Raw genomic sequence first — 24,266 nt, forward strand, 5'->3', positions numbered from 1 at the left:
TGTGATCAGAGGAGATTCGATGACCGATTCGTCGATCGATGAGCTGTCACCCATCCTGGGTCGATGGCACAGCACCGGTACGGTCCGCGACGAGCAGGGCTCGGTCGTCGCCGAGATCGACGGCACCGATGCGTACTCGCTGCTGCCGGGCGGGACCTGGATCGCACACGAGGTCGATGTCCGGATGGGCGCGGACCGCGCGGTGGCCCATGAACTCATCGGTGGCGTTCACCCGGAGGGCGGTTGGTGGATGTACGCCTTCGACGAGTCGCCGGCCCCCGGCGTGATGCGCCTGACCCGACACTCGCCGGACATGCTGCTGCTCAGCGGTGACGGAATCCGCAGCTGGTTCTCGTTCCGGGCCGGGCGCGACCTGATGACCACCGAGTGGGAACGCATCGTCGACTCTGAGTGGACGCCGTGGATGTCGATGCGGTTCGACCGGATGTGAGACGTTCACGCCGGTGACCGGCCACCCCTTCGCAAGCCGCGGACGACGGCCTCGGCAACCGGCGTCGGATCGTCGGTCTCGAGATCGAGTTCACCCACCGGTTCCAGCGGCGGCTGGGCCATGAACCGCGGCACCCGACCGCGATGCGCTTGAGCGGAATGCACCAGGAATGGGTGGCACAGGAAGACGTCGCCGATCTGTCCGGTCGCGGCCACGACGTCACAGTCCTCGGTGGCCGGGACGACGTCGGTACAGGCATCCATCCACGGGCGACCGTCGGGTCCCGCGTCGGCGAGAAACGGCGGTACCGCCAGATGCGAGCCCACGCGTATCAGGGTCGGCGCGTCGTCGTCGCCCACGTCCGAGAACAGATACAGCATCAGCAACGCACGCCCGCGGGAACGCAGGCTGACGCGCGGACCGCCGGCGTCGTCGGCGAACGAGGCCTCGATGTGCCACCCGGCGGCCTCCGCGGGTTCGGTGCTGGGGAACCGCAGTGGAAAGGTGCCCAGACCCAGCCGCGGTCGCCAGCGTCCGGGGCCAACCAGTGCGTCGTAGGCGGAGGTCAACACCTCGGTGTTGGCGACCTCGGTGAACGGCGGTGAGCTCATGCCGGTCACCCAGATCAGCGACTCGGTCCAGGACGACGGGTCGTCGGCGCTCGGGGTGATCTGATCCCACAGCTGAGCCGCACAGCGCTCACCATCCGCGCGGTCGAACGCGCCGTCGATCTTCACGAACCCGTCGGTGATGAACCGATTCACGGTTGCGTCGTCCAGGACTCCCATGACGCCGATGGTCCCGTCTCCGAGCGGGTGTGCTCAACCGATTTTCGACTCGCGCCGATCAGGCGCCCGTGGTGGCGTCGTCGTCGGACTGCTCCTGTGTGGTGTCGCCGGGCACCTGGCTCTGCTGGTCCGGAATCTGTCCGGGCTGCTGCCCCGGCATCTGTCCCGGCATCTGACCCTGCTGGCCCGGCATCTGACCGAAGCCGCCGGAGCCGCCCGGCGGCATCTGCCCGTAGCCGCCCGCACCTCCGGGTCCGCCCATGCCACCGCGCTGCATATTCATGCCCGGCCCCTGGTCCGACGTCGAGTCGGCGACCACGTAACCGGCGCCGAAGCCGACGAGGCCGAACACGGCGGCGATCCCGATGCCGCCGGCGATCACCGCGTTGCGCACCTTGTCGGTGACGCCGTTGGGCTGCTGCGGCGGCATCGGCTGCTGGGGGGCATGCGGCGCGTACGGACCGTTCGGCGGCGCTGAACCAGCGGGGGTGATCGGCTCCGTCGGAGCGTTGTCGACCGGCTGATCGGGTGTCACACCCGCTTGGGGTTCTGCAGGCTGCGAGTCGGGCCGCTGTTCGTCGGCTCCGCCGTGTGGTGTGGACATCGATGTCTCACTTTCGTCGTGGGAAAAGTGCCATCCACGGTGCGGACGCGTCCTGTCCGCCGACTGTCACGAAGCTGTCAGGTGGCTGTGCGATTCGACGAACCGGGCCCTTCGTGACCCTTCGATACGCTCGCAAGCTCGCCACTCAGGGCGGCGCGCTCGCACGCTCGCTCCACCCGATGATCGAGTAGCCCGCGAGCCGCCAGGCGAGCGTGCGTATCGAGATCGAGTTCCGAGGTCTCGATACGCCTCGTCGCAAGCTCCTCGGCTACTCGACCAGCGGTTGGGGCGACCCTTCGATACCCTTCGATACGCTCGCAAGCTCGCTCCTCAGGGACCGGCGTGACGGCAGCTCACTCCACGCTCACCTGATAGAACACCGAACCCGGTCCCCCCGCTGCGCCCGAGGTGCTGCCGACCTGCACCCAGTAGTCGGCTCCCTCCTTGGTCGCCGACAACACGACGACCCGCTGCGCCCCCTCGGTGGTGCGTTGGGATTCGGTGAAGCCGCTGTCGGTGAGGGTCGTCACCGCCGCGTCGAGCGTGTTGCCCTCGCCCGGTGCCGCCTGCACGGTCACCGACCAGCCATCGGCGCGCGAACCGTCGGCACTCAAGACCGTGCCGTCCACCAGAGGCACCTGCTCAGCAGGGAAATCCTGAGGTAGGGCGGCGCCCGCGGGAGGGGCCTCCTCCGCCTCGCCGCAGCCGGCGAGAACCACGATTGCCGCCACCAGGACGACCAGCAGGGCCGCCAACCTGTCGAAGCGCTTCACCTTCGCAACGGTAAAGTAGTCGGCGCGGGCCATGCCCGTGACACCCCGCCCTACACGTGAAAGACGGTGTGCCCACTTGATCGGTGTGCTGGTTGCGCTAGCGCTCAGCGCGCTGTGTGCACCCCCGATCATCCGCTGGTTGGGTACGCGGGGCTTCTACGTTCTCGCCCTGGCGCCCGCGGGTGCGCTGGTGTGGGTCATCGCCAATTGGCCGAGAGCGGGCGAATCGCCGGCCGTCCAGACGATCGAGTGGGTCCCGGTCCTCGACATGGAGATCGTCACCCGGTTCGACACGCTCAGCGCGATCCTGTCGGTATTGATCCTCGGTGTCGGGGCACTGGTGCTCTGCTACTGCGCCCACTACTTCGACGATGCCCGCCCGCGGGTCGCGGTCTTCGGCGGCGAGATGATCGCCTTCGCGGCCGCCATGTTCGGACTGGTCGTCAGCGACAACATGCTGGTGCTGTACGTGTTCTGGGAACTCACCACCGTGTTGTCGTTCATGCTGGTCGGTTTCTACGGCATCCGCGCCACCGCACGCCGCGCCGCGACGCAGGCGCTGCTGGTCACCACGGCCGGCGGTCTCGCGATGCTCGTCGGCATCATCATGCTCGGCGAGCGGACCGGCAGCTATCTGCTGTCCGACCTGCTCGCCGATCCCCCTGCCGACGGCGTCTACGCCAGCGTCGCCGTCGTGCTGCTGCTGATCGGCGCACTCAGCAAATCGGCGATCGTGCCGTTCCACTTCTGGCTGCCGGGCGCGATGGCCGCACCGACACCCGTCAGCGCCTACCTCCACGCCGCGGCGATGGTGAAGGCCGGCATCTACCTGATCGCCCGCCTCGCACCCGCGTTCGCCGAAACCCCGAGCTGGCATGTCGCCGTCGTCGTCCTGGGCATGATCACGATGATCCTCGGCGGTTGGCGATCACTACGCGAACTCGACCTCAAGCTGGTGCTGGCGTTCGGCACGGTGTCGCAGCTGGGATTCCTCGCGGTGCTGGTCGGCATCGGCGACGCGAACGTCGCGATGGCCGGGCTCGCGATGCTGGTCGCGCACGCGCTGTTCAAGGCGGCGCTGTTCATGGTCGTCGGGATCATCGACCACTCCACCGGTACCCGCGACATCCGCAAGCTGGCCCGTCTCGGCCAACGACTGCCCGTCCTGGCGTTGACCGCGGCGGTGGCCGGCGCCAGCATGGCCGGCCTGCCGTTCACCATCGGATTCGTCGGCAAGGAAACCGCGTTCGCCTCCGTGTGGGACACCGGCGCATACCTGCCGTGGCAGTCGGAGACCATCGACATCGTCCTGGTCATCGGATCGGTGATCACCTTCGCCTACACGTGCCGGTTCCTGTGGGGCGCTTTCGGCCGCAAGGTCCGCTCGACGCCGAGCCCGGCCGTCGCCAAGATGCACCCGCCGGGCGCGATGTTCTACCTGGCACCCGTCCTCCTGGCGGTCGCGGGTGTGGCCGCCGGGTTCCTCAGCCCGCAGATCGGCTCGCTGTTCGAACCGTATGCCGAGACGCTGCCCGCATACGGCCACAAGCTGGAGCATCTGGCCATGTGGCACGGCTTCGGACTGCCCGTGGTCTTCTCGATCATCGTCGTGGTCGGCGGTGCGCTGCTGTTCCTGCTGGTCCGGCAACTTCGCGGGAAGATCTTCCGTTATCGGCCACTGGTCAACGCCGACCGCATCTACGACGCCGCGCTGCGCGGTGCGGACACGCTGTCGCTGATGCTGACCCGCAACACCCAGCGCGGATCGTTGCCGATCACCCAGGGCGTGATCCTGTCGACAGCGATCATCCTGCCGACGGTCGTCCTCGCGTGGGGTGGCCGAAACCAGTTGGACTGGCGCGGTTTCGACTCGGCGTCGCAGGCGGTCATCGGAGGCGTCATCGCGGTGTGCGGGGTGGCCGCGGTGATCCTGCGCAACCGACTCGCCGCCGTACTCGTCGTCGGACTGACCGGCTACGGCGCCGGGATGCTGTTCGCGCTCTACGGCGCCCCCGACCTGGCGCTCACCCAGTTCCTGGTGGAGACGCTGACCCTGGTCATCTTCGTGCTGGTGCTGCGTAAGCTGCCCGCCGAACCCGAACCACGTCACGCCACCGGGTTCAAGCCGCTGCGGGCGCTGATCGGGGTGGCCTTCGGCGCGAGCCTCGTGGTGATCGGCCTCTTCGCCGCGGCCGCCCGCTCCGAACAACCGGTGCAGGTCGACATCCCCGCTGCCGCCTACGAGTTCGGGCAGGGCGCCAACGCGGTCAACGTGCTACTGGTCGACATCCGTGCATGGGACACCCTCGGCGAGGTGTGTGTGCTCATCGTCGCGGCGACCGGGGTGGCCTCGATGGTCTTCCGCAACCGCCGCTTCGGCGCGGTGCCGCGCGTCGCCGACGCGGCCCGGATGCAGGCCGGGATCAACGGCGAGGACGTCGACGACCCGGTACCGCCCGACCGCACCCGCTGGCTGCTGGGCAGCGACTTCCGCGACCCCCGACACCGGTCGATGGTCCTCGAGGCGACCACGCGCCTGATCTTCCCGACGATGGTGGTGCTGTCGGTCTACTTCTTCTACGCCGGCCACAACGCACCCGGCGGCGGATTCGCCGGCGGCCTGACCATGGGTCTCGCGCTCGTCCTGCGGTATCTGGCCGGCGGTCGCTACGAACTCGGTGAGGCACTACCGGTGGAACCCGGCCGCATTCTGGGAGCCGGCCTGGCGATCTCCGCGGGCACCGCGGTGACGTCGTTGTTCCTCGGGGCGCCGGCACTGTCGTCGGCGGTCTTCGAGGTGACCCTGCCCGTCCTGGGCGACATCAAACTGGTGACCGCGCTCTTCTTCGACCTCGGGATCTACCTGATCGTCGTCGGGCTCGTGCTCGACGTACTGCGCAGCCTCGGCGCCCGCCTCGACATCGAGCGCACATCCGCCGAACGGCAGCCAGCCCCGATCCCGGCGACAGCGTCGGAGGTGCCGGGATGAGCATCAACCTCGGATTCCTCATCGTCATCGGCATCCTCGCCGCCAGCGGCGCCTACCTGCTGATGGAACGCAGCCTCATCCGGATGCTGCTGGGTCTGCTGCTGTGCAGCAACGCCGTCAACCTGCTGATCCTGGTGGTGTCCGGCGGCATGGGAAATCCGCCCATCATGGGTCGTGCGTCGGAGAACCGCGTCGCCGACGCCGACCCACTGGCCCAGGCGATGATCCTCACGGCCATCGTCATCACGATGGGCATCGCGGCGTTCGTCCTCTCGCTCGTATATCGGCTGTTCGTCATCAACCGCGACGACGTGGACGTCGACGACGACCCCGAGGACCGCAAGGTGGCCACCGGATCACTGCGCTCCGCGCCGGACCGTGACCGCAGCGACGACCCCGAGACCCTCGCCGACACCTCCGCGGGCGACCTCTTCGACGACGAGGGCAACCCGCTGACCGCCGAGGAATTCGCGAAACGACACCGCGAGGTGATCGAGACCGACCTGATGCCCGAGGACGCGGACGTCATCGACGAGGTCGGCCCCGACGGCCGCGACTCCTCGTCACCCGGCCCGACCGACGGGGGTAGCCGATGACCCCGCAACCGTCATGGGTTCCCGTGCTCATCGTGCTGCCGACGCTCGTACCGATCGTCGCGGCCGCCCTCACCCTGCTGCTGGGCCGCAGCCCACGAATCCAACGACCGGTCACCGTCGGCGCCATCCTCACCGCGTTCATCGCGTCGTGCGTCCTGCTCTGGCTGACCAACGAATACGGGACGTTCGCGGTCAATATCGGCGGGTGGGGCGACCGCGGATTCCCCAACGGCCCGCTCGGCATCACCCTTGTCGTCGACCAGCTGGCGGCGTTGATGCTGGTGGTGTCGACCATCGTGCTGCTGTGTGTCGTCGTCTACGCCATCGGCCAGGGCATCCGGGACGGCACGACACATCAGCCGGTGTCGATCTTCCTGCCGACCTACCTGATCCTCACCGCAGGCGTCTGCAACGCATTCCTCGCCGGCGACCTGTTCAACCTGTTCGTCTCGTTCGAGGTGCTGCTGGCGTCGAGCTTCGTACTGCTGACCCTGGGCGCCAGCGCCGAACGCGTCCGCGCGGGTGCGTCGTACGTGATGGTGTCGATGGTGTCGTCGCTGATCTTCCTGTCGGGGATCGCCTTCGCCTACGCGACCACCGGCACGCTCAACCTCGCGGAGATGGCCGCCCGTCTCGACGACGTCCCCGACGGCACCCGCAACGCGCTGTACGCGGTGTTGCTCGTCGCCTTCGGGATCAAGGCGGCGGTGTTCCCGCTGTCGAGCTGGTTGCCCGACTCCTACCCGACCGCGCCCGCCCCGGTGACCGCGGTGTTCGCCGGCCTCCTCACCAAGGTCGGTGTGTACGCGATCGTCCGTGCCCACACGCTGCTGTTCCCCGGCGGTTCCTTGGACACGATGTTGCTGATCGCCGGACTCGCGACGATGCTGATCGGCATCTTCGGCGCGATCGCCCAGTCCGACATCAAGCGGCTCCTGTCGTTCACCCTGGTCAGCCACATCGGATACATGGTCTTCGGGATCGCGCTGTCGTCGCGGTTCGGATTGTCGGCGGCGATCTACTACGTCGCCCACCACATCCTGGTCCAGACCACCCTGTTCCTGGTCGTCGGACTGATCGAGAGACAGGCCGGGTCGTCGTCGCTGCGCCGGCTCGGTGGGCTGATGGCCAGCCCCGTGCTCGCGGCGCTGTTCCTGATACCCGCGCTCAACCTGGGTGGGATTCCGCCGTTCTCCGGCTTCGTCGGCAAGGTCGCGCTGCTCGAGGCGGGCGTGCAGGACGGCTCGGTCCTCGCCTGGATCCTGGTCGCCGGGTCGGTGGTGACCAGCCTGCTCACCCTCTACGTGGTGGCACGCGTCTGGACCAAGGGGTTCTGGCGCCCACGTGCCGATGCGCCGGAGGGCGACCTGTCCGACAAGGCCCCGTCCGCGTTGCTCGACGAGAGCACCGACGTCGCTTTCGACGACCGCGACGATGTCGGCCGCATGCCTGCCGGGATGGTGGCGCCGACCGTGGTGATGGTGGTCGCCGGACTCGTCCTCACCCTGTTCGCCGGTCCGATCTTCGGTTTCACCGACCGCGCGGCCACCGACATCACCGACCGTGGCATCTACATCGAGGCGGTCCTGGGGAGTGACCGATGAACAACCGAGAGCCGGTCACCGTGCGGTCCCGCGTCATCACCGTGTGGCGGGTGTCGTTGCTGTTCCTGTTCTGGCACACGGTGAAGGTGCTGGTGTGGATTCGCGAGCGGGTGCGCATCCCACGCTGGCTGGGCAGCGACTCACGCGAGGTCGCGGTCCGCCTGTGGACCCTCGCGTGGTTGACGTTCGTCTGGGTGTTGTTGTGGGGCACCATCTCCTGGGCCAACATCATCGGCGGCCTGGTGCTGGCGATCGCCATCGTGACGCTGCTGCCGCTGCCCCGCGTGCCGGTCGAGGGACGCATCCATCCGATCGCGGTGGCGGTGATCCTCGGGCGTCTGATCGTCGACTTCTTCGTCTCCAGCGCGCAAGTGGCGTGGGCGGCCGTCCGGCCGGGAAAGCCCCCGCTCGGTGCGGTCATCCGCGTACGGGTGGCGATCAAATCCGACATGGTGCTGACACTGGCGGTCGACTACCTCAACCTCGTCCCCGGCACCATGGTGCTCGACATCGACCACCGACGCCGCATCCTCTACATCCATGTGTTCGACGTCCGGACCGAGAAGAAGGTACAGGCCTTCTACGATCAGGTCGCGTTTGTCGAGCGGTCGTTCATCCGGGCCTTCGAGCGCGACAGCGAATGGCATCCCAGCCCGTATCACGGCATCGACGACGACTACTACCACCGGGTGCACGAGATCGGTCGGGCCGAGACGGAGACGGCAGTTCCCGTTGTCTACACCAACAGGCAGTCCGGAGACCCGGGCGATGGGAGCGGCCGGTGAGTTACGTCTGGATCACCGTGAGTGCGATGCTGATGGTCGCCGCCGTACTCACCACCGTGCGGGTCCTGCGCGGACCGTCGTCGCTGGATCGTCTCGTCGCGCTGGACACCATGATCGCGCTGAGCATGTGCGGGCTCGCCGCCTGGGCCGCCTACAGCCGCGACTCGACCGTGGTCCCGGCGATCGTCGCGTTGTCGCTGCTGAGTTTCGTCGGTTCCGTGGCCATCGCGCGCTACCGGGTGAGGGACGACGAGACATGATCGGCGACATCATCTCCTCGGTCTTCCTGGTGCTCGGTGCGCTGCTGGCCCTGACCACCTCGATCGGCATGCTGCGGTTCAAGGACACGTTGAGCCGCATGCACGCGTCGACCAAGCCGCAGACCTTCGGGCTGTTGATGATGTTGATCGGCGCAATGATCCGTCTCGGCGGTCACGTCGACTTCGGCATGCTGGTGCTGGCCGGTTTGTTCGCGCTGATGACCGCACCCGTCATCGCCCACCGCATCGGCCGGCTCGTCTACCAGGAGCAGCGGGCCCGAGACGGGCTGATCTCGCGGGACGAGATGGAGAATCCGGCGGAGGATTAGCCAGACCACCCGTCTGCCGTCATGGACGCGAAACTGCGTCCGCGTTTCGTCAGTCCCCTCCTTCCACGCTTGCGCTATCCATTCGTGCGCGGGCGGTCTCCGCCGCCGACGCCCCCAATGAGAGCCACAAGGATGTCAGGTCGTCAGCCAGTTGACCGCGTGTCACCGCGAGAGACCCGTCGGCCCAGGCCAGGATCGCTTGCGCTGTACCGCCGACCACGAACGGCGGCGCAGTCTGGGCGAGCGAGTCCGCCTCGAGTCGGACGTCGTGAATAGTGCGGGCGTGCTCGATCAGAACCGCGGTCAGCCCGACAATCGCGTCGGTGCGGCGGGAGTCGACAACGGGCGTCCCGGCGGCTCCGCCCAGCAACACCCTCGCCTTTCGGCGATCAGTACCCAACACCCCGATGATCGCGTCGACCGCCGAGCGCGCCTGCACGTCGAGCGGACGGCCCAGCGTGTCGAGGTAGGCAGCCACCGCAGCGTCTGCAACCTGGGCTGAGAGGTCGTCTATCGCCGCCACCGCCACCGCGTCGAGATCGGCGAAGCTCTCGTAGAAGTAGCGCTTGTTGAGTTGTGCGTCGCTGCACAACCCGGCGACGGTGGTCGAACGCCAGCGACTCTCCGACATCGCGGTCAGCGCCGCATCGATCAGCGCGGCTCGACGACGCGCTACACGATCAGAAGCGGCCTCACCCCCATAGCTACGCTCCGGGCCCGTCGTGCTCACCTCGCCATCCTCCCATCGCCACCCGTCGACCGACCGTTGACAGGGGTAGGGTGATTCTGGCACATTCTTGTACCAGTTATTTCCGACACGATCGTGTATCAGAGAAGGACGAAGTGAATGACTGCAGAAGTCCAAAGCAGCGCCGGCCTCGCCGACGTGGGAACTGCGACAGCACTCGGCATGCTCGCCGAGCTACGCACGCTCGCCGACCACAGCCCGAACCGCGCACGCGTCGAGACGTGGCAGTACCTGGGTGCTCTCGGCGCCAGAGGGGACCGGGCGGCGCTGTCAGAGCTGTTCGGCGCAGGCCGTGAACCGCAGGGCCTCGACGGAAAGTTGGAGGGACAGATCGTCGGCAAGCTCTTCGGCATCCCGGAGGCACATCTGGCCAATCCGCTCATGAAGATCGACCCCACCTGGCGTGGCAAGAGCTTCGATCTGGCTGCCGGAACCGGCCTCAATCGTCTGTCCCCGATCGCGGCGGTGGTCATGCCGATCATCACGCTCGGCTACCTCCGTCTGCGCCCGCGGAAGGGCGAGATGGAGGGCTTTCATTTCGACCACGCCGTCAGCCAGGGCCTCATCGAGCCACGGGTCCGCGTCCGCGCCCTGGACTATGGCGTCCCGGAGTACAAGAACCCGAGCATACGAACGTTCCCCATCCGCCGCACCCGCGATGAGATCGTCGAACTGACCCCGGGTGTCTATCTCGGTCGAGCGCTGTTGTTCACCGGCGGTGAGACCCGACTGATCGCCTATTTCGCACTCCGCCACCCCGTGGGTAGTCCGCTGTGATCAGCCTCAACGGCGCGCGGGTATGCGTCACGGGGGGCGCGCGCGGTATCGGCGCGGCGACTGCGGCCTGTGCGGTGCAGCGCGGTGCGACGGCCTGGATCGGCGATCGTGATCTGGCTGCGGCTTCCGAAACGGCAGCGGCACTCGGCGATCGAGCCCATGCAGTCCACCTCGATGTCACGGACACGGCATCGTTCAAGGATTTCGTACAGACCGTAGCCGATGACGGACCGATCGACATGTTCGTCAACAATGCCGGGATTCAGCACATGGGTCGCTTCGTCGACCAGGACCTCGACGCGCTGCGCCGCGAACTGGACATCAACCTCGGTGCGGTCGTCACCGGTACGCATCTTGTGCTGCCCGAGATGATCCGGCGCGGACGCGGACACGTGGTGAACGTATCCTCCATGGCGGGCAAAGTCACCACCCCGGGGATCGCCACGTACTGCGCGTCCAAATACGGTGTCGTCGCGCTCGATCGCGCGATCCGCGCCGAACTCGCGGGTTCGGGCGTGACACTGACCACGATCATGCCCGCGGCGACCCGTACCGACCTCACGTCAGGAGTCCGTCTGCGGTTGCAGCCCACCCTGAAACCGGAGCAGGTGGCGACCGCGATCATGGACAGTGCAGGGCACTGCCGCGATGAGGTGACAGTTCCGCGCTATCTCGCACCCATCAGCCTGGCCGAGGAGATCGTTCCCACACCGATCTTGTGGTGGCTCAAGCGATTCGTCGGAGGCGCCGATTACGGCGCGTTCGACGCAGATCAGCGCCAGTCCTACCTCGATCGAAGCCGGGCCTCGTGAGGGTTGGCCATGGCACTCAGCCGAGCTCGGCGACCACCGACGCCACCACCTCGCGCAAGCTGCGGGTTTGCCGGTAGACCTCCCGCTGTCGTTGATAACTCGTGCCGTGCGTGGCGATCTCGGCGATCCGACCGAGCTCGGCGACGCAGTTGAGTTCACGCGCAATGGGTTCGAGGCGGACGAGCAGATCGGCGAGGTCGTCGGTGACGAGCCGCTCGGTGCAGTCGGCGTCGAGAATGACGATGGCGTCGAGGCCGTACCGTGCGGCACGCCACTTGTTCTCCTGGACCAGCCAGGGCGCCATCTGCGGCAGTGTCTCGCCCGCCTCGAGCCGACGGTCCAATTCGACGACGAGACAGTGGATCAGCGCGACGATCGCCGCGAGGTCGGTCAGGTTCGTCATCCCGTCGCACACCCGAACCTCGATGGTGCCCAGATGTGGCGAGGGCCGGATGTCCCAACGGATCTCGTTGATGTGATCGATGATGCCGGTGGTCTTCTGGTCGGCGACGAAGGCCTCGAACTCTGCCCAGGTACCGAACTGGAACGGCAGCCCCGCAGTGGGCAACTGTTGGAACATCATCGCCCGGTTGCTGGCGTACCCGGTGTCCTGACCCGCCCACATCGGCGACGACGCGGACAGCGCGAGCAGGTGCGGATAGTAGTTCAGCAGCGCGTCGAGAATCGGCAACACCTTGTCGCGGTGGCTGATCCCCACGTGGACGTGGACACCCCAGATGAGCATCTGCCGACCCCACCACTGCGTGCGCTCGATCAGTTCCGCGTAGCGATGCCCCTCGGTGAGGAGTTGCGTCGACCATTCGGCGAACGGGTGGGTTCCTGCGCCGTAGAGATCGACCCCGAGTTGCTCGGTGTGGTCACGGACCGCATCGAGCGTGCCGCGCAGATCCGCCATCGCCTCCGGTGTGTCCCGGCAGACCCCGGTGACGATCTCGACCGTGTTGCGGAGCAGTTCCTTGTGCACCTTGCCGCGCCGTTCCGGTGACTGCTCGGACACCAGCGCGAACAGGTCGGCCGCCGAGTTCGACAGATCGCCGGTTCCCTTGTCGGTGAGGGCGAACTCCCATTCGACCCCCAGCGACGGGGTCGGTGATCCGTCGAACTCGATCGGGGTGATCACGGCGTCAGCTCAACCGAGCTGCCAGGGTCACTCTTGTGCCTCGATGACCCCACACGCGATACGGCTGCCGGCGTCACCAGTCGACATCGTCTCCTCGTCGGGGGCCGGCGCGTAGCGCGTGGGGATGTTGGCGAAGTTGCTGGGCCGCTCGTGGATGATGATCGACTTGCCCACGATCTGTTCCAGCGTCACCCAATCGGTGGTGGTGACGGTCTCGGCCGTGCCGTCCTCGAGGACGTTGACGTTGACGAGGTCACCGCTGGCCGGGTGGCCGGTGTTGCCGTCGACCTGCAGATGACCGCCGGCGCTGGTGAAGGCGCCGTCGCCGCCCGTCTCGCACTCGCCGTTCTCGTGGATGTGCATGCCGTGGAATCCGGCCGGAATACCGCTGTCGGCGTTGAGACGCACGGTCACCTGCACCGACGAACCACTGGGCATGAACATCGCCTCGCCGACCGTCTCGCCCTGGTCGTCGATCAGGTTGGCGGTCGCTTCCTCTTCCGGCGACTGGCCGATGCCGTCGGCGTCGTCGACCTCGCCGGGGGGTGCCTGGTTGCCGGTGACCACCGACGGGGTCGTGCCGGGTGCGTCCGTCGGCTCCTCGTCGGGGCTGCACCCGGCGAGCACAGCGCCGGCGATACCGGCGGAGGCGAGCACGGCGAGCGTGCGACGGATGCTGCTGGTCCTGGCGGTCATGTCACTCCTTGGTCGTCAACGGGCCGAGATGTCGGGGTCGGAGAGTTCGCGGGGTCATCTGCTGACCACGACGACGGGGATGCCGTCGGCGCACTCGGTGAACGACGACGGACGCGGATCGACACTGGCGTCGCCACCGAGGGCTTCGGCGACCTCGTCGGCGGCCGAGCGCTGTCCGTCGTCATAGAAGATCGTGTTCTCCGTGATCGACGCGGTGGAGAGGTTACCCGGCTCGGCGGTGTCAAAACCCGCCGCCTCCAGCGTCTCCGTGACGTCGGCGGCCAGCCCGGCGATCGAGCCGGCGTTGAAGACGCACAGTTGCGGGCTGTCGGCGGAGACCGACGGGGACGACGGCGCCGAGGAGGTTGTCGTGGTGGCGACCTGGCTCTGCGCCGCCTCGAGTTCCTGTTCGGGATCGTCACCGCTCGTCGCTGCGGAGTGCCAGCCGAGGCCGAGGAAGACGATGGCCACCGCCATCAACAACATGGCCCCCGCCCGCAGCGGCAGGCGACTCGGCTCGCGATCAGGATTCATCACCGAGAACCATACTTCACATCCGAACCTCTGCCCGTCGCGGTCGCGGCAGCCGCGGATGCGGTCGGATCAGGTGATCTCGAAGCCGAGACGGCGGGCGGCGCGGGCCTTCTGACGCGAGGCCCGCAGCCGGCGCAGACGCTTCACCAGCATCGGGTCCGCGGCAAGCGCCTCCGGCCGGTCGACGAGGGCATTGAGCACCTGGTAGTACCGCGTCGCTGACAATCCGAAGAGCTCTTTGATGGCTTCTTCCTTGGCGCCGGCGTACTTCCACCACTGCCGCTCGAACGACAAGATGTCATGCTCCCGACGGGACAGACCGTCGGAGCCGACCTCATGCGGATCGACCGGGTTCGTCGTTTCGGCGGATGTATCTGTGGGTGTGGGTTGATCGCCCTGCTTCTGGCTTCGCGCAGCTGCGCCGTCCATCTCGCTCCCTCAAGATCGCCTCGTGCACATCACATCACCGACCTGACCGGCGACCACCGCCCCGATCCGTTTCGGTCACCACCGACCGGATGATTCAGGTCACCGAACAAATCACAGCAATGTGGTTCGCAGATCATCTAACCACGATCCGCCATCGGCTTCGCGGTGTGACTCGCCACGAGAACCCCGACCCGCGACGACCGGGCAGAGGGCGTGCGGTCGCTCGGTAATCTGTCCCGCATGGCAATACTCCCGATCTGCATCGTCGGCGAACCGGTTCTGCACCATCCCACCGAACTCGTCGACATCGATGCCGACCGCCGGCCGGCGCCGGAGCTGGTGCAGCTGCTCGACGACATGTACGAGACGATGACCGCCGCCAACGGCGTCGGGCTGGCCGCCAATCAGGTCGGGGTGGCCAAGCGGATGTTCGTCTACGACTGCCCCGACGGGGATCGCAGCGAGCCACGCCGCCGCGGCGAGGTCATCAACCCGGTGCTCGAGACCTCCGAGATCCCGGAGACCATGCCGGATCCCGACGACAACGACGAAGGCTGCCTCTCGGTGCCCGGCGAACAGTTCCCGACCGGACGTGCGGACTGGGCCCGGGTGACGGGCCTGGATCGCAACGGCGACGAGGTGATGATCGAGGGCACCGGCTTCTTCGCGCGGATGCTGCAGCACGAGGTCGGTCATCTCGACGGATACCTCTATGTGGATGTACTGATCGGGCGCAACGCCCGGGCCGCGAAGAAGGCCATCAAACGCAACGGCTGGGGTGAGCCCGGCCTGACATGGCTGCCCGGTTCGGTCGACGACCCGTTCGGTCACGACGACGACTGAACCCGGTCCCGCGGTGACTTCCGACGACTCCGATGCCCTCCCGTCCGGCGATCGGGTCCCGTTCGTCGGCGACCGGGTGGTGGTGCGCTACCGACTCGGCGACGCCACCCCGGCCGACTGGCGTGGCGAAGCCTCCGCCGCCCTCTCCGATGTGACCGGCATCCTGCTCGACGACGGCGACCCGCTGGTCGTCGACCGGGACGGGCCGCAATCGATACCCCGCTCGGCGGTCGTGTCGATCCGGCAGCTGTCGCGCGTGACGGTACGCAACTCGGAGATCCGCAGGTTGGAGTCCGCGGCTGCCGACGGCTGGCCGGGCACCGACACCGCGACGATCTCGGGATGGGCACTGCGTGCAGGCGGCGGATTCACCCGGCGCGCGAACTCGGCGGTGCCCCTGGAGTTCGGGTCGGGCACCGACGAGGCCACTCTGGCCGCCGTGCGTGGCTGGTACCGGGCGCGGGGTCTACCAACGCTCGTGGCCCTGCCCGAACGGCTCGTCCCGGCGGGCCAGATCGACGGCCGCCCGATCAGCGGCGAGATCCAGGTACTCGTCCGCGACGTCGATGTCGAAGACTCCTCGACACCGAGTGACGTGCGGCTCGACGACGCGCCGACCTCCGCATGGTTGCGGGCCTACCGAGGTCCGGAGGTCGACGTCCCGACCGCCGCGGCCGTCGTCGCGGCCTCCCGTGGACCGGTCGTGTTCGCGTCGCTGGGCGACGCCGAGCCGCAGGCGATCGGCCGCGCCACCGTCACCTCGTCGCCCGACGGCGTCCGCTGGCTCGGCGTGAGCGCACTCTGGACGGCACCGTCGAGACGACGGGAAGGCCTGGCGAACGCGGTGCTGACCGCGCTCATCGCGTGGGGAGCCCGGCAGGACGCGGCGCGGATTCATGTGCAGGTGGAGGCGGAGAACCGCACCGCCGGGACCTGGTACCGCAGGCACGGTTTCGGCCTGCACCACACGTCCCGCTATCTGGAGCTGTGACTCGAGGACATACGCTGAGCGCGTGACGACGGGGAACTCAGCGACACGACGGCGGACCGTGTGGTCGGGCCTCGGACTGCTGGTTGCGGTCGCCGTCATCGCCTTGACCTGGGGCTTCACCGGGTCCGACAACTCCGGGCACGAGCAAAGCACCGGTCGGGCCGCCGTCGGCACCACGTCAGCACAGGTCCCCGATGTGCCCGATCATGTGATGGCCACAATGGCGTTGATCGACGCCGGTGACTGGCCCGAGGCAGCGGACGCCCCCGGCACACGCGGCGGGGGCGTCTTCCGCAACAACGAAGGACTCCTCCCCGACTTCGACTCGCAGGGTCGGCCGATCAGCTACCAGGAGTGGGACGTCAATCCCAAGGAGCCCGGCCAGAGCCGCGACGCCGAACGCATCGTCACCGGCAGCGACGGCTCCGCCTGGTACACCGACGACCACTACCGGTCCTTCGTCCCGATCCGGGGTCCCGACCAGTGAGCGCCGCGCGAATCCCACGAGTACCCGCCGACCGCTTCCTCACCGACGCCGGACGCGACGGCCCCGTCGTCGGTGTCGTCGTCGGCGACCGCACGCCGGACGACGCGGCAGGGGTTGTCGTGCGCCGGGTCGACGGTCGCGAGATGCCCACCATCGCAACCATGTTGGACGAGTTCGCCCGAGCGTGGCAATTCCCGGAACACTTCGGGCACAACCGCGACGCCTTCGACGACTGCATGCGCGACCTCGACGGGATGCTGCCCGATGACGAGCCCCGCCCGACGACCTTCGTCACCGTCGTCGACCACGCCGAGAGCCTGCTGCGCCGCGAACCGGACCAATTGCGCTGGCTCGCGAACTCCCTGTCGTTCTATCGGGAGCACTACCGCGACGTCGCCACCCCGTCGGCCGGGTTCGCGGTGCTACTGCTGACCCCGCAGCCGTTGGCGACGTGGGTGGAGAACCGCTGGCAGGAGGCCGGCTCCGACATCGCCGAGATCGAGGACCTGTAGATAGATGCGCATCGCCACCTGGAACGTGAACTCCATCCGCGCTCGGTCGGAGACCGTCGTCGAATGGATGGAACGCAACGACATCGACGTGCTGGCCATGCAGGAGACCAAGTGCCGCGACGATGAGTTCCCGCTGATGAGCTTCCTCGCCGCCGGCTACGACGTCAGCCACATCGGCACCGGCGGGTTCAACGGCGTCGCGATCGCCTCCCGGATCGGGCTCGAGGAAGTCGAGATCGGCTTCGAAGGGCAGCCGACCTTCGGCGCGGACACCACCACGCCTGCCCGCGAGGCCCGCGCGATCTCCGCACGCTGCGGCGACGTCCGGGTGTGGAGCCTGTACGTACCCAACGGACGTGCGCTCGACAATCCGCACTACCGGTACAAGCTCGACTGGCTCGGCGCACTGCGGGACATCTCGGCACTGTGGCTCGCCCACGATCCGGCCGCACAGGTCGTGCTCGCCGGCGACTGGAACGTGATCCCGACCGACGACGACGTCTGGGACCCCGCGGTGTTCGACGGACACACGCACGTATCCGATGCGGAACGCTCCGCCGTGCAGGCGTTCGGTGAGATCGGGTTCCGGGACTCCGTGCTGCCCTATGCCGACGGCTACACATTCTGGGATTACCAGCAGCTGCGCTTCCCCCGGAACGAGGGCATGCGCATCGACTATCTGCTCTGCTCACCGGCTTTCGACGACCGGGTGAGCGGCGCTCGCGTCGACCGGGAGGCCCGCAAGGGCAAGGGCGCCAGCGATCACGCGCCGGTGGTCGTCGACTGTTGATCCGAGCAGGTGAACCCTTAGGTTAGGCTGCACGCATGACCCGTGCGTTGCGTATGCTGCTCGTGTCGATCGCCTCCCTGATGGTGGCGTCTCTCGCACTGAGTGCCTGCAGTTCTCCGGACGAATCCGCCGATGAAGGCGCTCCGATCCAGGTCAACACGTCCAAGGGGTCGGTGACCATCAATGGCGTCCCCCAACGGATCGTCGCACTGGGGGCGCAGTGGATCGACGTCACCCTGGCGTTCGGGATCACCCCGGTCGCATACCTGGACAACATCCAGATCCTCACCGGCAATCCGCCCCCGTGGTCGAACAACCAACTGCAGGAATCCACTCCGCTCACCACCGATGACATCGTCGCCCAGGTCGCGAAGGCCGAGCCCGATCTCATTCTGGCCACCTCGTACATGGCCGACGGGCAGCCGGAGCTGTACGAGAACGTCAGCAAGCTCGCGCCGACCATCCCCGGCATCAGCGGGCAGCAGATCGATCCGTGGCAGGACATGGTGACGTTCCTCGGCACGGTTCTGCGCGAACCCGAGAAGGCCCAAGAGATCACGGCCGGCGTCGACGAGAAGATCACCGCCGCCAAGGAGGACATGCCCGGCCTCGAAGGCAAGACCTACACGATGGCCTACATGTTCTCCAACGACCAGATCCAGGTGATGGCCGATCCCGAGGACGGCGCCACCTATCTGTTCCGATCGCTGGGCATGAGCATCGCCCCGCAACTCGTCGAACAGTTCCGACGTAACGGGCAACCCCGGTACCCGATCTCGACCGAGAACGTCCCGATGCTCGACTCGGATCTGCTGGTGGTGACCGCGAACACCGATCAACAGATGAGCACGTTGGAGGGGCTGCCGGGATATCAGGGCCTGCGGTCGGTGGAGAGCGGAGCGGTCAGCCGGCTCTCGGTGGCCGAGATCAGTGGGCTCAACGAACCGACGCCGCTGTCGATCCCGTACGTGCTGGACAAGATGTATCCCGCGTTGCAGCGTGCGGCCGCCTGATCAGCTCTGATGACCGACGGCGGTACGGTGCAGACCGTCTACGAGCTCGCTCCGGGCGCCCGCGTCCTGCTGGGCGGCGGAGGGGTCGCGGTGATCCTGCCCGCGAAGTTCCGGCTCGACGGACTGACCCGAGCGCAGATGGTGCTACTGCGGTCGCTCAACGCGGGTCCGATGACCTTGCCTGAGGGTTCCGATGCGGACGTCGACGGCCTCGTCGAGCGGCTGATCGACGCCGGCGCATTGTCCATGACGGTGTCCGCGGGCAGTCGAGAGTTGTACTCACTGCGCCCCTTCCGACGACCGCCGACTCCGCGTCCCGCGACCGCCGACGTCGGCGACGACATCGAGTTGTCGCGGTTCACGGTGATCCGACGCGAGGATGGCGCTGTCGTCGCCGAGAATCCCCGTAGCTGGTGCGACATCGAGATCCACGATCCAGAGATCCTCGCCGCCGCGAGTGGCCTTGGTCCCGATTCGTCGGAATCGGCACTGCAAGGGCGGCTGCGGTCCGATCTCGTCTGGTCGGGTCACGCGGTCACCGCCTGCCGCGAGCGGGCCGAGTTCCCCACCCGCAGTTGGAGTCCGCACGAACTGTGGTTCCATCGCCACAGCACCGTCGGCGACCGGGCGACCAACTGGCAGCACTTCGGTCCGACGCGTTGGGCCGATGGCACCTTCGAGCCCGTGCCCGCCCGGCGGGATGTCTACCCCGGTGAGCCGATCCCCCTGCCCGTGCCCGATCTTGCTTCGCTGAGGTCCGCCGACCGCCCGTTGACTGCCGTGGTCGAAGACCGGAAGTCGGTGCGCGACTTCGACGACGCGCATCCGATCTCGCTCGCGGAACTGGGTGAGCTGCTGTTCCGGTGCGCACGTACCCGCAGCGTCCGGACCGTGAACGCCGACCGCCCGGTCCCCGAGGAGCTCCCGTCCCGGCCGTATCCGTCGGGCGGATCACTGTACGAGCTGGAGATCTACCCGGTTGTGCGGACCGCCGACGGCGCGGAACCGGGGATGTACCACTACGATTCGTTCGACCATGTATTGCGGCCGGTCGCGTCCTACGACAGTCCCGCGGTCGCCAAACTGGTCGCACCCGCGTCGCTGACCCTCGCCGATGGCCAACTGCCGCAGGTACTCCTGGTGTTGGCGGCACGGCCCGGCCGGATCATGTGGACCTATGAGCAGATGCCCTACGCGGTGATCCTGAAGCATGTCGGCGTGCTGACGCAGACGCTCTATCTCACCGCCACGGCCATGGGACTCGGTGGCGTGGCCCAGGGGTACGGCGACACCGCCGCATTCGGCGAGGCCACCGGCGTCGATGAACTCGTCGAATGCAATGTCGGGAGTTTCGTCGTGGGGACGCCGCGGAGGTAGTTGCGCTGCGATTCAAGGGTCACTCAGCGTGCGGACCATGCCGATTGACGGAGGAGACGCGCCCCGTTGAGTGCAACGAGAATGGTGGAGCCTTCGTGACCGGCGACCGCCAGAGGCAACGGGAGGCTGCCCACCAGGTCCCAGGTGACCAGGGTGAGTATGACGGTGGCGGCAATGCACAGATTGGCGGCGACATACCGTCGCGCTCGGCGCGACAAGCGAATGAGAGCGGGCACCGCGCCGAGGTCGTCGCGCGTGATGATGGCGTCCGCGGTGTCGAGCGCAAGGTCTGATCCGTAGCGGCCCATTGCGATGCCTGTGCTGGCGGCCATCAGCGCCGGCGCGTCGTTGATGCCATCGCCCACGAGGAGTACGCGTTGGCCCGCACGCTCGGCATCACGAACGATGCGAGTCTTGTCCTCGGGGAGGAGTTCTGCGTGGATCGACCCGATGTCGCAACTCTCGGCGACCTGCGCTGCCGCGGAAGCGTGGTCTCCAGTGAGCACGTGAACTGGCTCGGCGGTGAGACCGCTGACAGCTCGAACGGCGGCCGGAGCGCCATCCCGCAGTTGGTCGGAGAGCTCGATCCGGCCGATCTCCTCACCGTCGACGAACACCCCGACCACGGTGCCGACCGAATCAGCCGCGGTCGCGCGCTCGACCGTGACCCGGTGCCCGTCCACCCGGCCCACTACGCCACGGCCGGGTAAGGCACGGAACTGCGCCACGGGGGACACGTCGAGGGATCGCTCGACAGCCGCTCTCACGAGGGCACGTCCGAGTGGATGTTCGCTTGGCGTTTCGACTGCGGCCGCGTAGGCGAGGACTTCGGAGCGCTGCCACCGTGACAGCGTGGTGACGTGTGTGACTTCCGGCCGGCCTTCGGTGAGAGTGCCCGTCTTGTCGAAGGCGACCACGGTGGTCTGGCCGACGGTTTCCATGACCGCAGCCGATTTCACCAGTACGCCATGTTTTCCGGCGTTGGCGATCGCGGCCAAGAGTGGTGGCATCGTCGAGAGAACAACGGCGCACGGCGATGCGACGATCATGAACACGATCGCTCGCAGCAGCGCGTCTTCGAACGAGCTGCCGAACACCATGATCGGCACGCTCAGAACCAGCAGCGTCGCAACGATCACGGTCATCGAGTACGCCTGCTCGACCCTGTCGACGAACAACTGTGTCGGAGCCTTGGTCGCAGACGCTTGTTCCACGAGCGCAACGACGCGGGCGATGACCGATTCCGACGCCGGTCGAACCACCTCGACCGTCAGCGCCCCGGTTCCGTTCACGGTTCCCGAGAGCACTTCATCACCGACTTCTCTTGCAACCGGCACTGATTCGCCGGTCACTGCCTGCTGGTCGACCTCGCTCACGCCGCGCACGACCACCCCATCGGCACCGATCCGCTCGCCTGGGCGGACGAGGACGTGTTGCCCGACCTGCAGTTCCCGGCATTCGATCAACCTGGTCGTCCCGTCGGCATCGACCAGAGTGGCTCGCTCGGGAGCCAAGCCGAGAAGTGAGGTGACGGAGTCTGCGGTGCGTTGGGTCACGACATTCTCCAACGCCCCCGATGCCGCGAAGATCACGATGAGCAGAGCACCGTCGAATACCTGACCGATCGATGCCGCAGCGATCGCAGCGACAATCATCAGCAAGTCGACGTCGAGAGTCCGCTCGCGCAGCGCCTGCAACCCGGCCACCGCAGGACCCCAGCCGCCGCTGATATAGCACGCCAGATACGCCATCCACCACAGCCATTCAGGAGCGCCGACGAGCTGCAGTCCCCATCCGAGAGCGAAACCCGCGAATGCGATCACCGCCCATCGCACCGCCGGCAACCGCAGTCCTGTCCGGACGATCGACGGGGGCGGCGCAAGCACACGTCCGGCGCCCTTCTCGGCGACCCGTGTCGTCGCGGTCATCGCTGGCCCTCCTCCGGTGACTCGGCAACTGGCTGACCCTCAAGACCAGAATGTATGAAGATGTCTTCATATTTCAAGTCGGCGGTATGATTTTGCTTCATGGGACACGGAGTCGAGGGGCGACATCGTCCGAGCGCTCGCTTGGATCCGGACTCCGCCGCCCATGTCGCGACGACGCTGCAAGCGCTCGCCACGCCGAGTCGCCTCCTCATCCTCACCGAACTACGCCAGGGCCCCCGATCGGTGACCGACCTCGCCGACAGCATCGGAATGGAGCAATCGGCGGTATCCCACCAGCTGCGACTCCTGCGCAACCTCGGCCTGGTGACCGGCACACGCGCGGGCCGATCGATCACCTACAGCCTGTACGACAATCACGTCGCTCAACTTCTCGACGAGGCGGTCTATCACAGCGAACACCTGCGGTTGGGCCTCGCCGACCGCCCGCGGGAAGCAACCTAGACGCTCCAGACGGTGACGCAGAAAATTGGCATCACCAAAAGTTTGACTTCGAACACAAGTTCGAATACCTTGGTTGTCAGCAGGCCGAGATGATGACGAACATGCCGCACCGGATAAGCACGCACAGGAGCGAATGCGCTGCTCGGGCGCGGTAGGAAACCCAGAACGGCCGCCTGCATCACCGGTTACGCCGGTGCCGTTGTCGTATCTGCTGGGGAGTCGTCATGTCTGTCACTGCTGCACTGTCTGTATCTGCTGAACTGTCTGTATCTGCGGAGCTATCTCCATCTGCCGAGCTGTCCGCGGTGGGATCGATTCTGCGCGAATTGCACTGCGATGACCTGTCGGGCCGCGACACCTTCGACGCCATGGGTCAGCTGCTGACGCTACGCAACCTCATCGATCACCAGGCCGCCCGTCTGGCCGCACAACTCGACCGACTCGGTGTGGCCCGCGACCACGGCCGCAGTACCCGCGAACTGCTCATCGTGATGGGCTTCGCACCATCGGTGGCGCAACGACTGCTGCGTATCGCCGGATCGTTGGAGGCGTTGCCGACGCTGGATGCCCACGCCGCCGACGGCGCGATTCCCGCCGAACACGTCGACGCCATCGTCCGCGGAGTCAGCCACATCGCCGGCAGATCAGCGGAACCGATCGACGACGCGCTGCGTCTAAATCACGTGACCGATCTTCTGGGACAGTTCTTTTCCGGCGCCACCCCCGCCGACATCGACAAACGTGCCCGCACCCTGGGCAACCAACTCGCTGCCGACACCGACGGCCTGCCCGCCGCCGAAGACCGCGAACTCAACGAACTCGCCCACCACCGCGACACCGACGGCCGCCTCCACCTCGAAGCCAGCCTCGACATCGAAGTCGGCGAAAAACTCTGCGCCGCACTCAATGCCCTCGGCGCACCCCGCCCCCAACCCGACGGCTCCCGCGACCCCCGCAGCATCGCCCGCCGCCACGCCGACGCCCTGGACACCATCCTGGACATCGCGGCCCGCATGCCCAGCGACATCGCCAGCGCCGCACCCAAAACCCAACTGCTGCTCACCATCCCCGCCGACACCCCGACACTGGCCGAACTCGACCTCATGGGCTCGGTCACCCAAGCGACCCTGCGCCGACTGTCCTGCGATGCCGCCACCACCACCCTGCTCGTCGACGACGAACGCGTCCCCCTCGACATCAGCCGCGAGAAACGACTGGTACCGCCACATATCCGAAAAGCGTTGCACGTCAGAGACGAATGCTGCGTCAAATGCGGCGCACCCGCCAACCGCACCCAAGCCCATCACCTGACCCACTGGATCGATGGCGGGGACACCAGCCTCGACAACAGCTGCCTACTCTGCAGTGCCTGCCACACCGACATCCACCACAACGGCTGGGAAGTGTTCCTCGGCAGCGACCGCCACCCCTGGCTCATCCCACCCGCCGCCGTCGACCCGACCCGCACGCCGCTACCGGCCCACAACCGCCGATCCATGAATCTCGACAACCTACCCAGCGCAGCCTGACCGTGTCCCAGCCAGTAG

The 24,266-nt window shown here is 67.2% G+C and carries 27 protein-coding genes; 18 read left to right on the forward strand and 9 right to left on the reverse strand.

Going from position 1 to position 24,266, the window contains the following annotated elements; genetic code table 11:
* Positions 1-19 precede the first annotated feature (19 nt).
* Positions 20-451: a hypothetical protein gene (locus tag V1Y59_RS03410; protein WP_330503428.1), complete on the forward strand. Its 432-nt coding sequence runs from the start codon at positions 20-22 to the stop codon at positions 449-451.
* Between the two features lie 5 nt (positions 452-456).
* On the opposite strand, the gene V1Y59_RS03415 is transcribed toward V1Y59_RS03410, so the two are convergent.
* The 3 genes from V1Y59_RS03415 to V1Y59_RS03425 all read right to left on the reverse strand — a co-directional run bounded on the left by V1Y59_RS03415 (position 457) and on the right by V1Y59_RS03425 (position 2,616).
* Positions 457-1,239: a phytanoyl-CoA dioxygenase family protein gene (locus V1Y59_RS03415; RefSeq protein ID WP_330503429.1), complete on the reverse strand. Its 783-nt coding sequence runs from the start codon at positions 1,237-1,239 to the stop codon at positions 457-459.
* A 58-nt stretch (positions 1,240-1,297) separates the two neighbouring features.
* The gene (locus V1Y59_RS03420; RefSeq protein ID WP_330503430.1) at positions 1,298-1,843 is read right to left on the reverse strand and encodes a hypothetical protein; all 546 of its coding nucleotides are present in this window, start codon (positions 1,841-1,843) and stop codon (positions 1,298-1,300) included.
* Between the two features lie 353 nt (positions 1,844-2,196).
* Positions 2,197-2,616, reverse strand: a complete 420-nt coding sequence (locus tag V1Y59_RS03425; protein ID WP_330503431.1) for a hypothetical protein — start codon at positions 2,614-2,616, stop codon at positions 2,197-2,199.
* A gap of 76 nt (positions 2,617-2,692) precedes the next feature.
* On the opposite strand from V1Y59_RS03425, the gene V1Y59_RS03430 reads away from it, so the two are divergent.
* Genes V1Y59_RS03430 through mnhG form a run of 6 tightly spaced genes read left to right on the forward strand, consistent with a single transcriptional unit; the run spans position 2,693 to position 9,179 of the window.
* On the forward strand, positions 2,693-5,605 hold the full coding sequence (locus V1Y59_RS03430; protein ID WP_330503432.1) for a Na+/H+ antiporter subunit A: 2,913 nt from the start codon (positions 2,693-2,695) through the stop codon (positions 5,603-5,605).
* Positions 5,602-6,201 (forward strand): Na(+)/H(+) antiporter subunit C, encoded by a 600-nt coding sequence (locus V1Y59_RS03435; protein ID WP_330503433.1) that lies wholly within the window; start codon positions 5,602-5,604, stop codon positions 6,199-6,201. Before V1Y59_RS03430 ends, V1Y59_RS03435 begins: the two co-directional genes overlap by 4 nt.
* Positions 6,198-7,805, forward strand: a complete 1,608-nt coding sequence (locus V1Y59_RS03440; RefSeq protein WP_330503434.1) for a Na+/H+ antiporter subunit D — start codon at positions 6,198-6,200, stop codon at positions 7,803-7,805. The genes V1Y59_RS03435 and V1Y59_RS03440 overlap by 4 nt, the downstream gene beginning before the upstream one ends.
* Positions 7,802-8,590: a Na+/H+ antiporter subunit E gene (locus V1Y59_RS03445; protein WP_330503435.1), complete on the forward strand. Its 789-nt coding sequence runs from the start codon at positions 7,802-7,804 to the stop codon at positions 8,588-8,590. Before V1Y59_RS03440 ends, V1Y59_RS03445 begins: the two co-directional genes overlap by 4 nt.
* The gene (locus V1Y59_RS03450; RefSeq protein WP_330503436.1) at positions 8,587-8,850 is read left to right on the forward strand and encodes a monovalent cation/H+ antiporter complex subunit F; all 264 of its coding nucleotides are present in this window, start codon (positions 8,587-8,589) and stop codon (positions 8,848-8,850) included. The genes V1Y59_RS03445 and V1Y59_RS03450 overlap by 4 nt, the downstream gene beginning before the upstream one ends.
* Positions 8,847-9,179, forward strand: coding sequence for a monovalent cation/H(+) antiporter subunit G (gene mnhG / locus V1Y59_RS03455; RefSeq protein WP_330503437.1), 333 nt, complete (start codon positions 8,847-8,849; stop codon positions 9,177-9,179). Before V1Y59_RS03450 ends, mnhG begins: the two co-directional genes overlap by 4 nt.
* A 49-nt stretch (positions 9,180-9,228) precedes the next feature.
* Here mnhG and V1Y59_RS03460 read toward each other — a convergent pair whose 3' ends face one another.
* The gene (locus tag V1Y59_RS03460) at positions 9,229-9,909 is read right to left on the reverse strand and encodes a TetR/AcrR family transcriptional regulator (protein ID WP_330503438.1); all 681 of its coding nucleotides are present in this window, start codon (positions 9,907-9,909) and stop codon (positions 9,229-9,231) included.
* Between the two features lie 117 nt (positions 9,910-10,026).
* Here V1Y59_RS03460 and V1Y59_RS03465 point away from each other — a divergent pair, with 117 nt between their 5' ends.
* Together V1Y59_RS03465 and V1Y59_RS03470 are read left to right on the forward strand one after the other, a co-directional pair.
* Entirely contained in the window at positions 10,027-10,704 is a 678-nt protein-coding gene (locus V1Y59_RS03465; protein WP_330503439.1) for a hypothetical protein, read from the forward strand.
* The gene (locus V1Y59_RS03470; protein ID WP_330503440.1) at positions 10,701-11,516 is read left to right on the forward strand and encodes an SDR family oxidoreductase; all 816 of its coding nucleotides are present in this window, start codon (positions 10,701-10,703) and stop codon (positions 11,514-11,516) included. Before V1Y59_RS03465 ends, V1Y59_RS03470 begins: the two co-directional genes overlap by 4 nt.
* Before the next feature lie 16 nt (positions 11,517-11,532).
* Here V1Y59_RS03470 and V1Y59_RS03475 read toward each other — a convergent pair whose 3' ends face one another.
* The 4 genes from V1Y59_RS03475 to napA form a co-directional block, all read right to left on the reverse strand.
* Positions 11,533-12,654 (reverse strand): glutamate--cysteine ligase, encoded by a 1,122-nt coding sequence (locus tag V1Y59_RS03475; RefSeq protein ID WP_330503572.1) that lies wholly within the window; start codon positions 12,652-12,654, stop codon positions 11,533-11,535.
* A 30-nt stretch (positions 12,655-12,684) separates the two neighbouring features.
* Positions 12,685-13,353: a superoxide dismutase[Cu-Zn] gene (gene sodC / locus V1Y59_RS03480; protein WP_330503441.1), complete on the reverse strand. Its 669-nt coding sequence runs from the start codon at positions 13,351-13,353 to the stop codon at positions 12,685-12,687.
* A gap of 54 nt (positions 13,354-13,407) precedes the next feature.
* Positions 13,408-13,887 carry a LytR C-terminal domain-containing protein gene (locus V1Y59_RS03485; protein ID WP_330503442.1) on the reverse strand — a complete coding sequence of 160 codons (480 nt, stop codon included), beginning with the start codon at positions 13,885-13,887 and terminating at the stop codon, positions 13,408-13,410.
* A gap of 69 nt (positions 13,888-13,956) precedes the next feature.
* Positions 13,957-14,316, reverse strand: coding sequence for a nucleoid-associated protein NapA (gene napA, locus V1Y59_RS03490; RefSeq protein ID WP_330431507.1), 360 nt, complete (start codon positions 14,314-14,316; stop codon positions 13,957-13,959).
* Between the two features lie 240 nt (positions 14,317-14,556).
* Between napA and V1Y59_RS03495 the strand changes: the two genes are divergently transcribed.
* The 7 genes from V1Y59_RS03495 to V1Y59_RS03525 are packed head-to-tail and all read left to right on the forward strand — an operon-like array spanning position 14,557 to position 20,329.
* Positions 14,557-15,159 carry a peptide deformylase gene (locus V1Y59_RS03495; protein WP_330503443.1) on the forward strand — a complete coding sequence of 201 codons (603 nt, stop codon included), beginning with the start codon at positions 14,557-14,559 and terminating at the stop codon, positions 15,157-15,159.
* Between the two features lie 13 nt (positions 15,160-15,172).
* Positions 15,173-16,150 carry an N-acetylglutamate synthase, CG3035 family gene (locus V1Y59_RS03500; protein WP_330503444.1) on the forward strand — a complete coding sequence of 326 codons (978 nt, stop codon included), beginning with the start codon at positions 15,173-15,175 and terminating at the stop codon, positions 16,148-16,150.
* A 22-nt stretch (positions 16,151-16,172) separates the two neighbouring features.
* A complete protein-coding gene (locus V1Y59_RS03505; RefSeq protein WP_330503445.1) occupies positions 16,173-16,637 on the forward strand; it encodes a guanyl-specific ribonuclease in 465 nt (154 codons plus the stop codon).
* The gene (locus tag V1Y59_RS03510; protein WP_330503446.1) at positions 16,634-17,149 is read left to right on the forward strand and encodes a barstar family protein; all 516 of its coding nucleotides are present in this window, start codon (positions 16,634-16,636) and stop codon (positions 17,147-17,149) included. The genes V1Y59_RS03505 and V1Y59_RS03510 overlap by 4 nt, the downstream gene beginning before the upstream one ends.
* Before the next feature lie 4 nt (positions 17,150-17,153).
* On the forward strand, positions 17,154-17,939 hold the full coding sequence (locus V1Y59_RS03515) for an exodeoxyribonuclease III (RefSeq protein ID WP_330503447.1): 786 nt from the start codon (positions 17,154-17,156) through the stop codon (positions 17,937-17,939).
* A 35-nt stretch (positions 17,940-17,974) separates the two neighbouring features.
* A complete protein-coding gene (locus tag V1Y59_RS03520) occupies positions 17,975-18,952 on the forward strand; it encodes an ABC transporter substrate-binding protein (RefSeq protein WP_330503448.1) in 978 nt (325 codons plus the stop codon).
* 9 nt (positions 18,953-18,961) lie between these two features.
* Positions 18,962-20,329, forward strand: a complete 1,368-nt coding sequence (locus V1Y59_RS03525; protein WP_330503449.1) for a SagB family peptide dehydrogenase — start codon at positions 18,962-18,964, stop codon at positions 20,327-20,329.
* 23 nt (positions 20,330-20,352) lie between these two features.
* On the opposite strand, the gene V1Y59_RS03530 is transcribed toward V1Y59_RS03525, so the two are convergent.
* The gene (locus V1Y59_RS03530) at positions 20,353-22,257 is read right to left on the reverse strand and encodes a heavy metal translocating P-type ATPase (protein ID WP_330503450.1); all 1,905 of its coding nucleotides are present in this window, start codon (positions 22,255-22,257) and stop codon (positions 20,353-20,355) included.
* A 99-nt stretch (positions 22,258-22,356) separates the two neighbouring features.
* On the opposite strand from V1Y59_RS03530, the gene V1Y59_RS03535 reads away from it, so the two are divergent.
* Together V1Y59_RS03535 and V1Y59_RS03540 are read left to right on the forward strand one after the other, a co-directional pair.
* The gene (locus V1Y59_RS03535) at positions 22,357-22,719 is read left to right on the forward strand and encodes an ArsR/SmtB family transcription factor (RefSeq protein WP_330503451.1); all 363 of its coding nucleotides are present in this window, start codon (positions 22,357-22,359) and stop codon (positions 22,717-22,719) included.
* Between the two features lie 305 nt (positions 22,720-23,024).
* Positions 23,025-24,248 carry an HNH endonuclease gene (locus V1Y59_RS03540; protein ID WP_330503452.1) on the forward strand — a complete coding sequence of 408 codons (1,224 nt, stop codon included), beginning with the start codon at positions 23,025-23,027 and terminating at the stop codon, positions 24,246-24,248.
* The last annotated feature ends 18 nt before the right edge of the window (positions 24,249-24,266 follow it).

It is taken from the genome of Gordonia prachuapensis, from assembly GCF_036350515.1.
Taxonomy (GTDB): Bacteria; Actinomycetota; Actinomycetes; order Mycobacteriales; family Mycobacteriaceae; genus Gordonia; species Gordonia prachuapensis.

Bases quoted from the DNA above. Each gene is read 5' to 3' on its own strand.
- V1Y59_RS03420 (WP_330503430.1), bottom strand. From the start codon at position 1,843: ATGTCCACACCACACGGCGGAGCCGACGAACAGCGGCCCGACTCGCAG.
- V1Y59_RS03465 (WP_330503439.1), top strand. From the start codon at position 10,027: ATGACTGCAGAAGTCCAAAGCAGCGCCGGCCTCGCCGACGTGGGAACT.
- V1Y59_RS03415 (WP_330503429.1), bottom strand. From the start codon at position 1,239: ATGGGAGTCCTGGACGACGCAACCGTGAATCGGTTCATCACCGACGGG.
- V1Y59_RS03445 (WP_330503435.1), top strand. From the start codon at position 7,802: ATGAACAACCGAGAGCCGGTCACCGTGCGGTCCCGCGTCATCACCGTG.
- sodC (WP_330503441.1), bottom strand. From the start codon at position 13,353: ATGACCGCCAGGACCAGCAGCATCCGTCGCACGCTCGCCGTGCTCGCC.
- V1Y59_RS03515 (WP_330503447.1), top strand. From the start codon at position 17,154: ATGCGCATCGCCACCTGGAACGTGAACTCCATCCGCGCTCGGTCGGAG.
- V1Y59_RS03535 (WP_330503451.1), top strand. From the start codon at position 22,357: ATGGGACACGGAGTCGAGGGGCGACATCGTCCGAGCGCTCGCTTGGAT.
- V1Y59_RS03525 (WP_330503449.1), top strand. From the start codon at position 18,962: ATGACCGACGGCGGTACGGTGCAGACCGTCTACGAGCTCGCTCCGGGC.
- V1Y59_RS03530 (WP_330503450.1), bottom strand. From the start codon at position 22,257: ATGACCGCGACGACACGGGTCGCCGAGAAGGGCGCCGGACGTGTGCTT.
- V1Y59_RS03520 (WP_330503448.1), top strand. From the start codon at position 17,975: ATGACCCGTGCGTTGCGTATGCTGCTCGTGTCGATCGCCTCCCTGATG.
- V1Y59_RS03485 (WP_330503442.1), bottom strand. From the start codon at position 13,887: ATGAATCCTGATCGCGAGCCGAGTCGCCTGCCGCTGCGGGCGGGGGCC.
- mnhG (WP_330503437.1), top strand. From the start codon at position 8,847: ATGATCGGCGACATCATCTCCTCGGTCTTCCTGGTGCTCGGTGCGCTG.
- napA (WP_330431507.1), bottom strand. From the start codon at position 14,316: ATGGACGGCGCAGCTGCGCGAAGCCAGAAGCAGGGCGATCAACCCACA.
- V1Y59_RS03495 (WP_330503443.1), top strand. From the start codon at position 14,557: ATGGCAATACTCCCGATCTGCATCGTCGGCGAACCGGTTCTGCACCAT.
- V1Y59_RS03440 (WP_330503434.1), top strand. From the start codon at position 6,198: ATGACCCCGCAACCGTCATGGGTTCCCGTGCTCATCGTGCTGCCGACG.
- V1Y59_RS03435 (WP_330503433.1), top strand. From the start codon at position 5,602: ATGAGCATCAACCTCGGATTCCTCATCGTCATCGGCATCCTCGCCGCC.
- V1Y59_RS03410 (WP_330503428.1), top strand. From the start codon at position 20: ATGACCGATTCGTCGATCGATGAGCTGTCACCCATCCTGGGTCGATGG.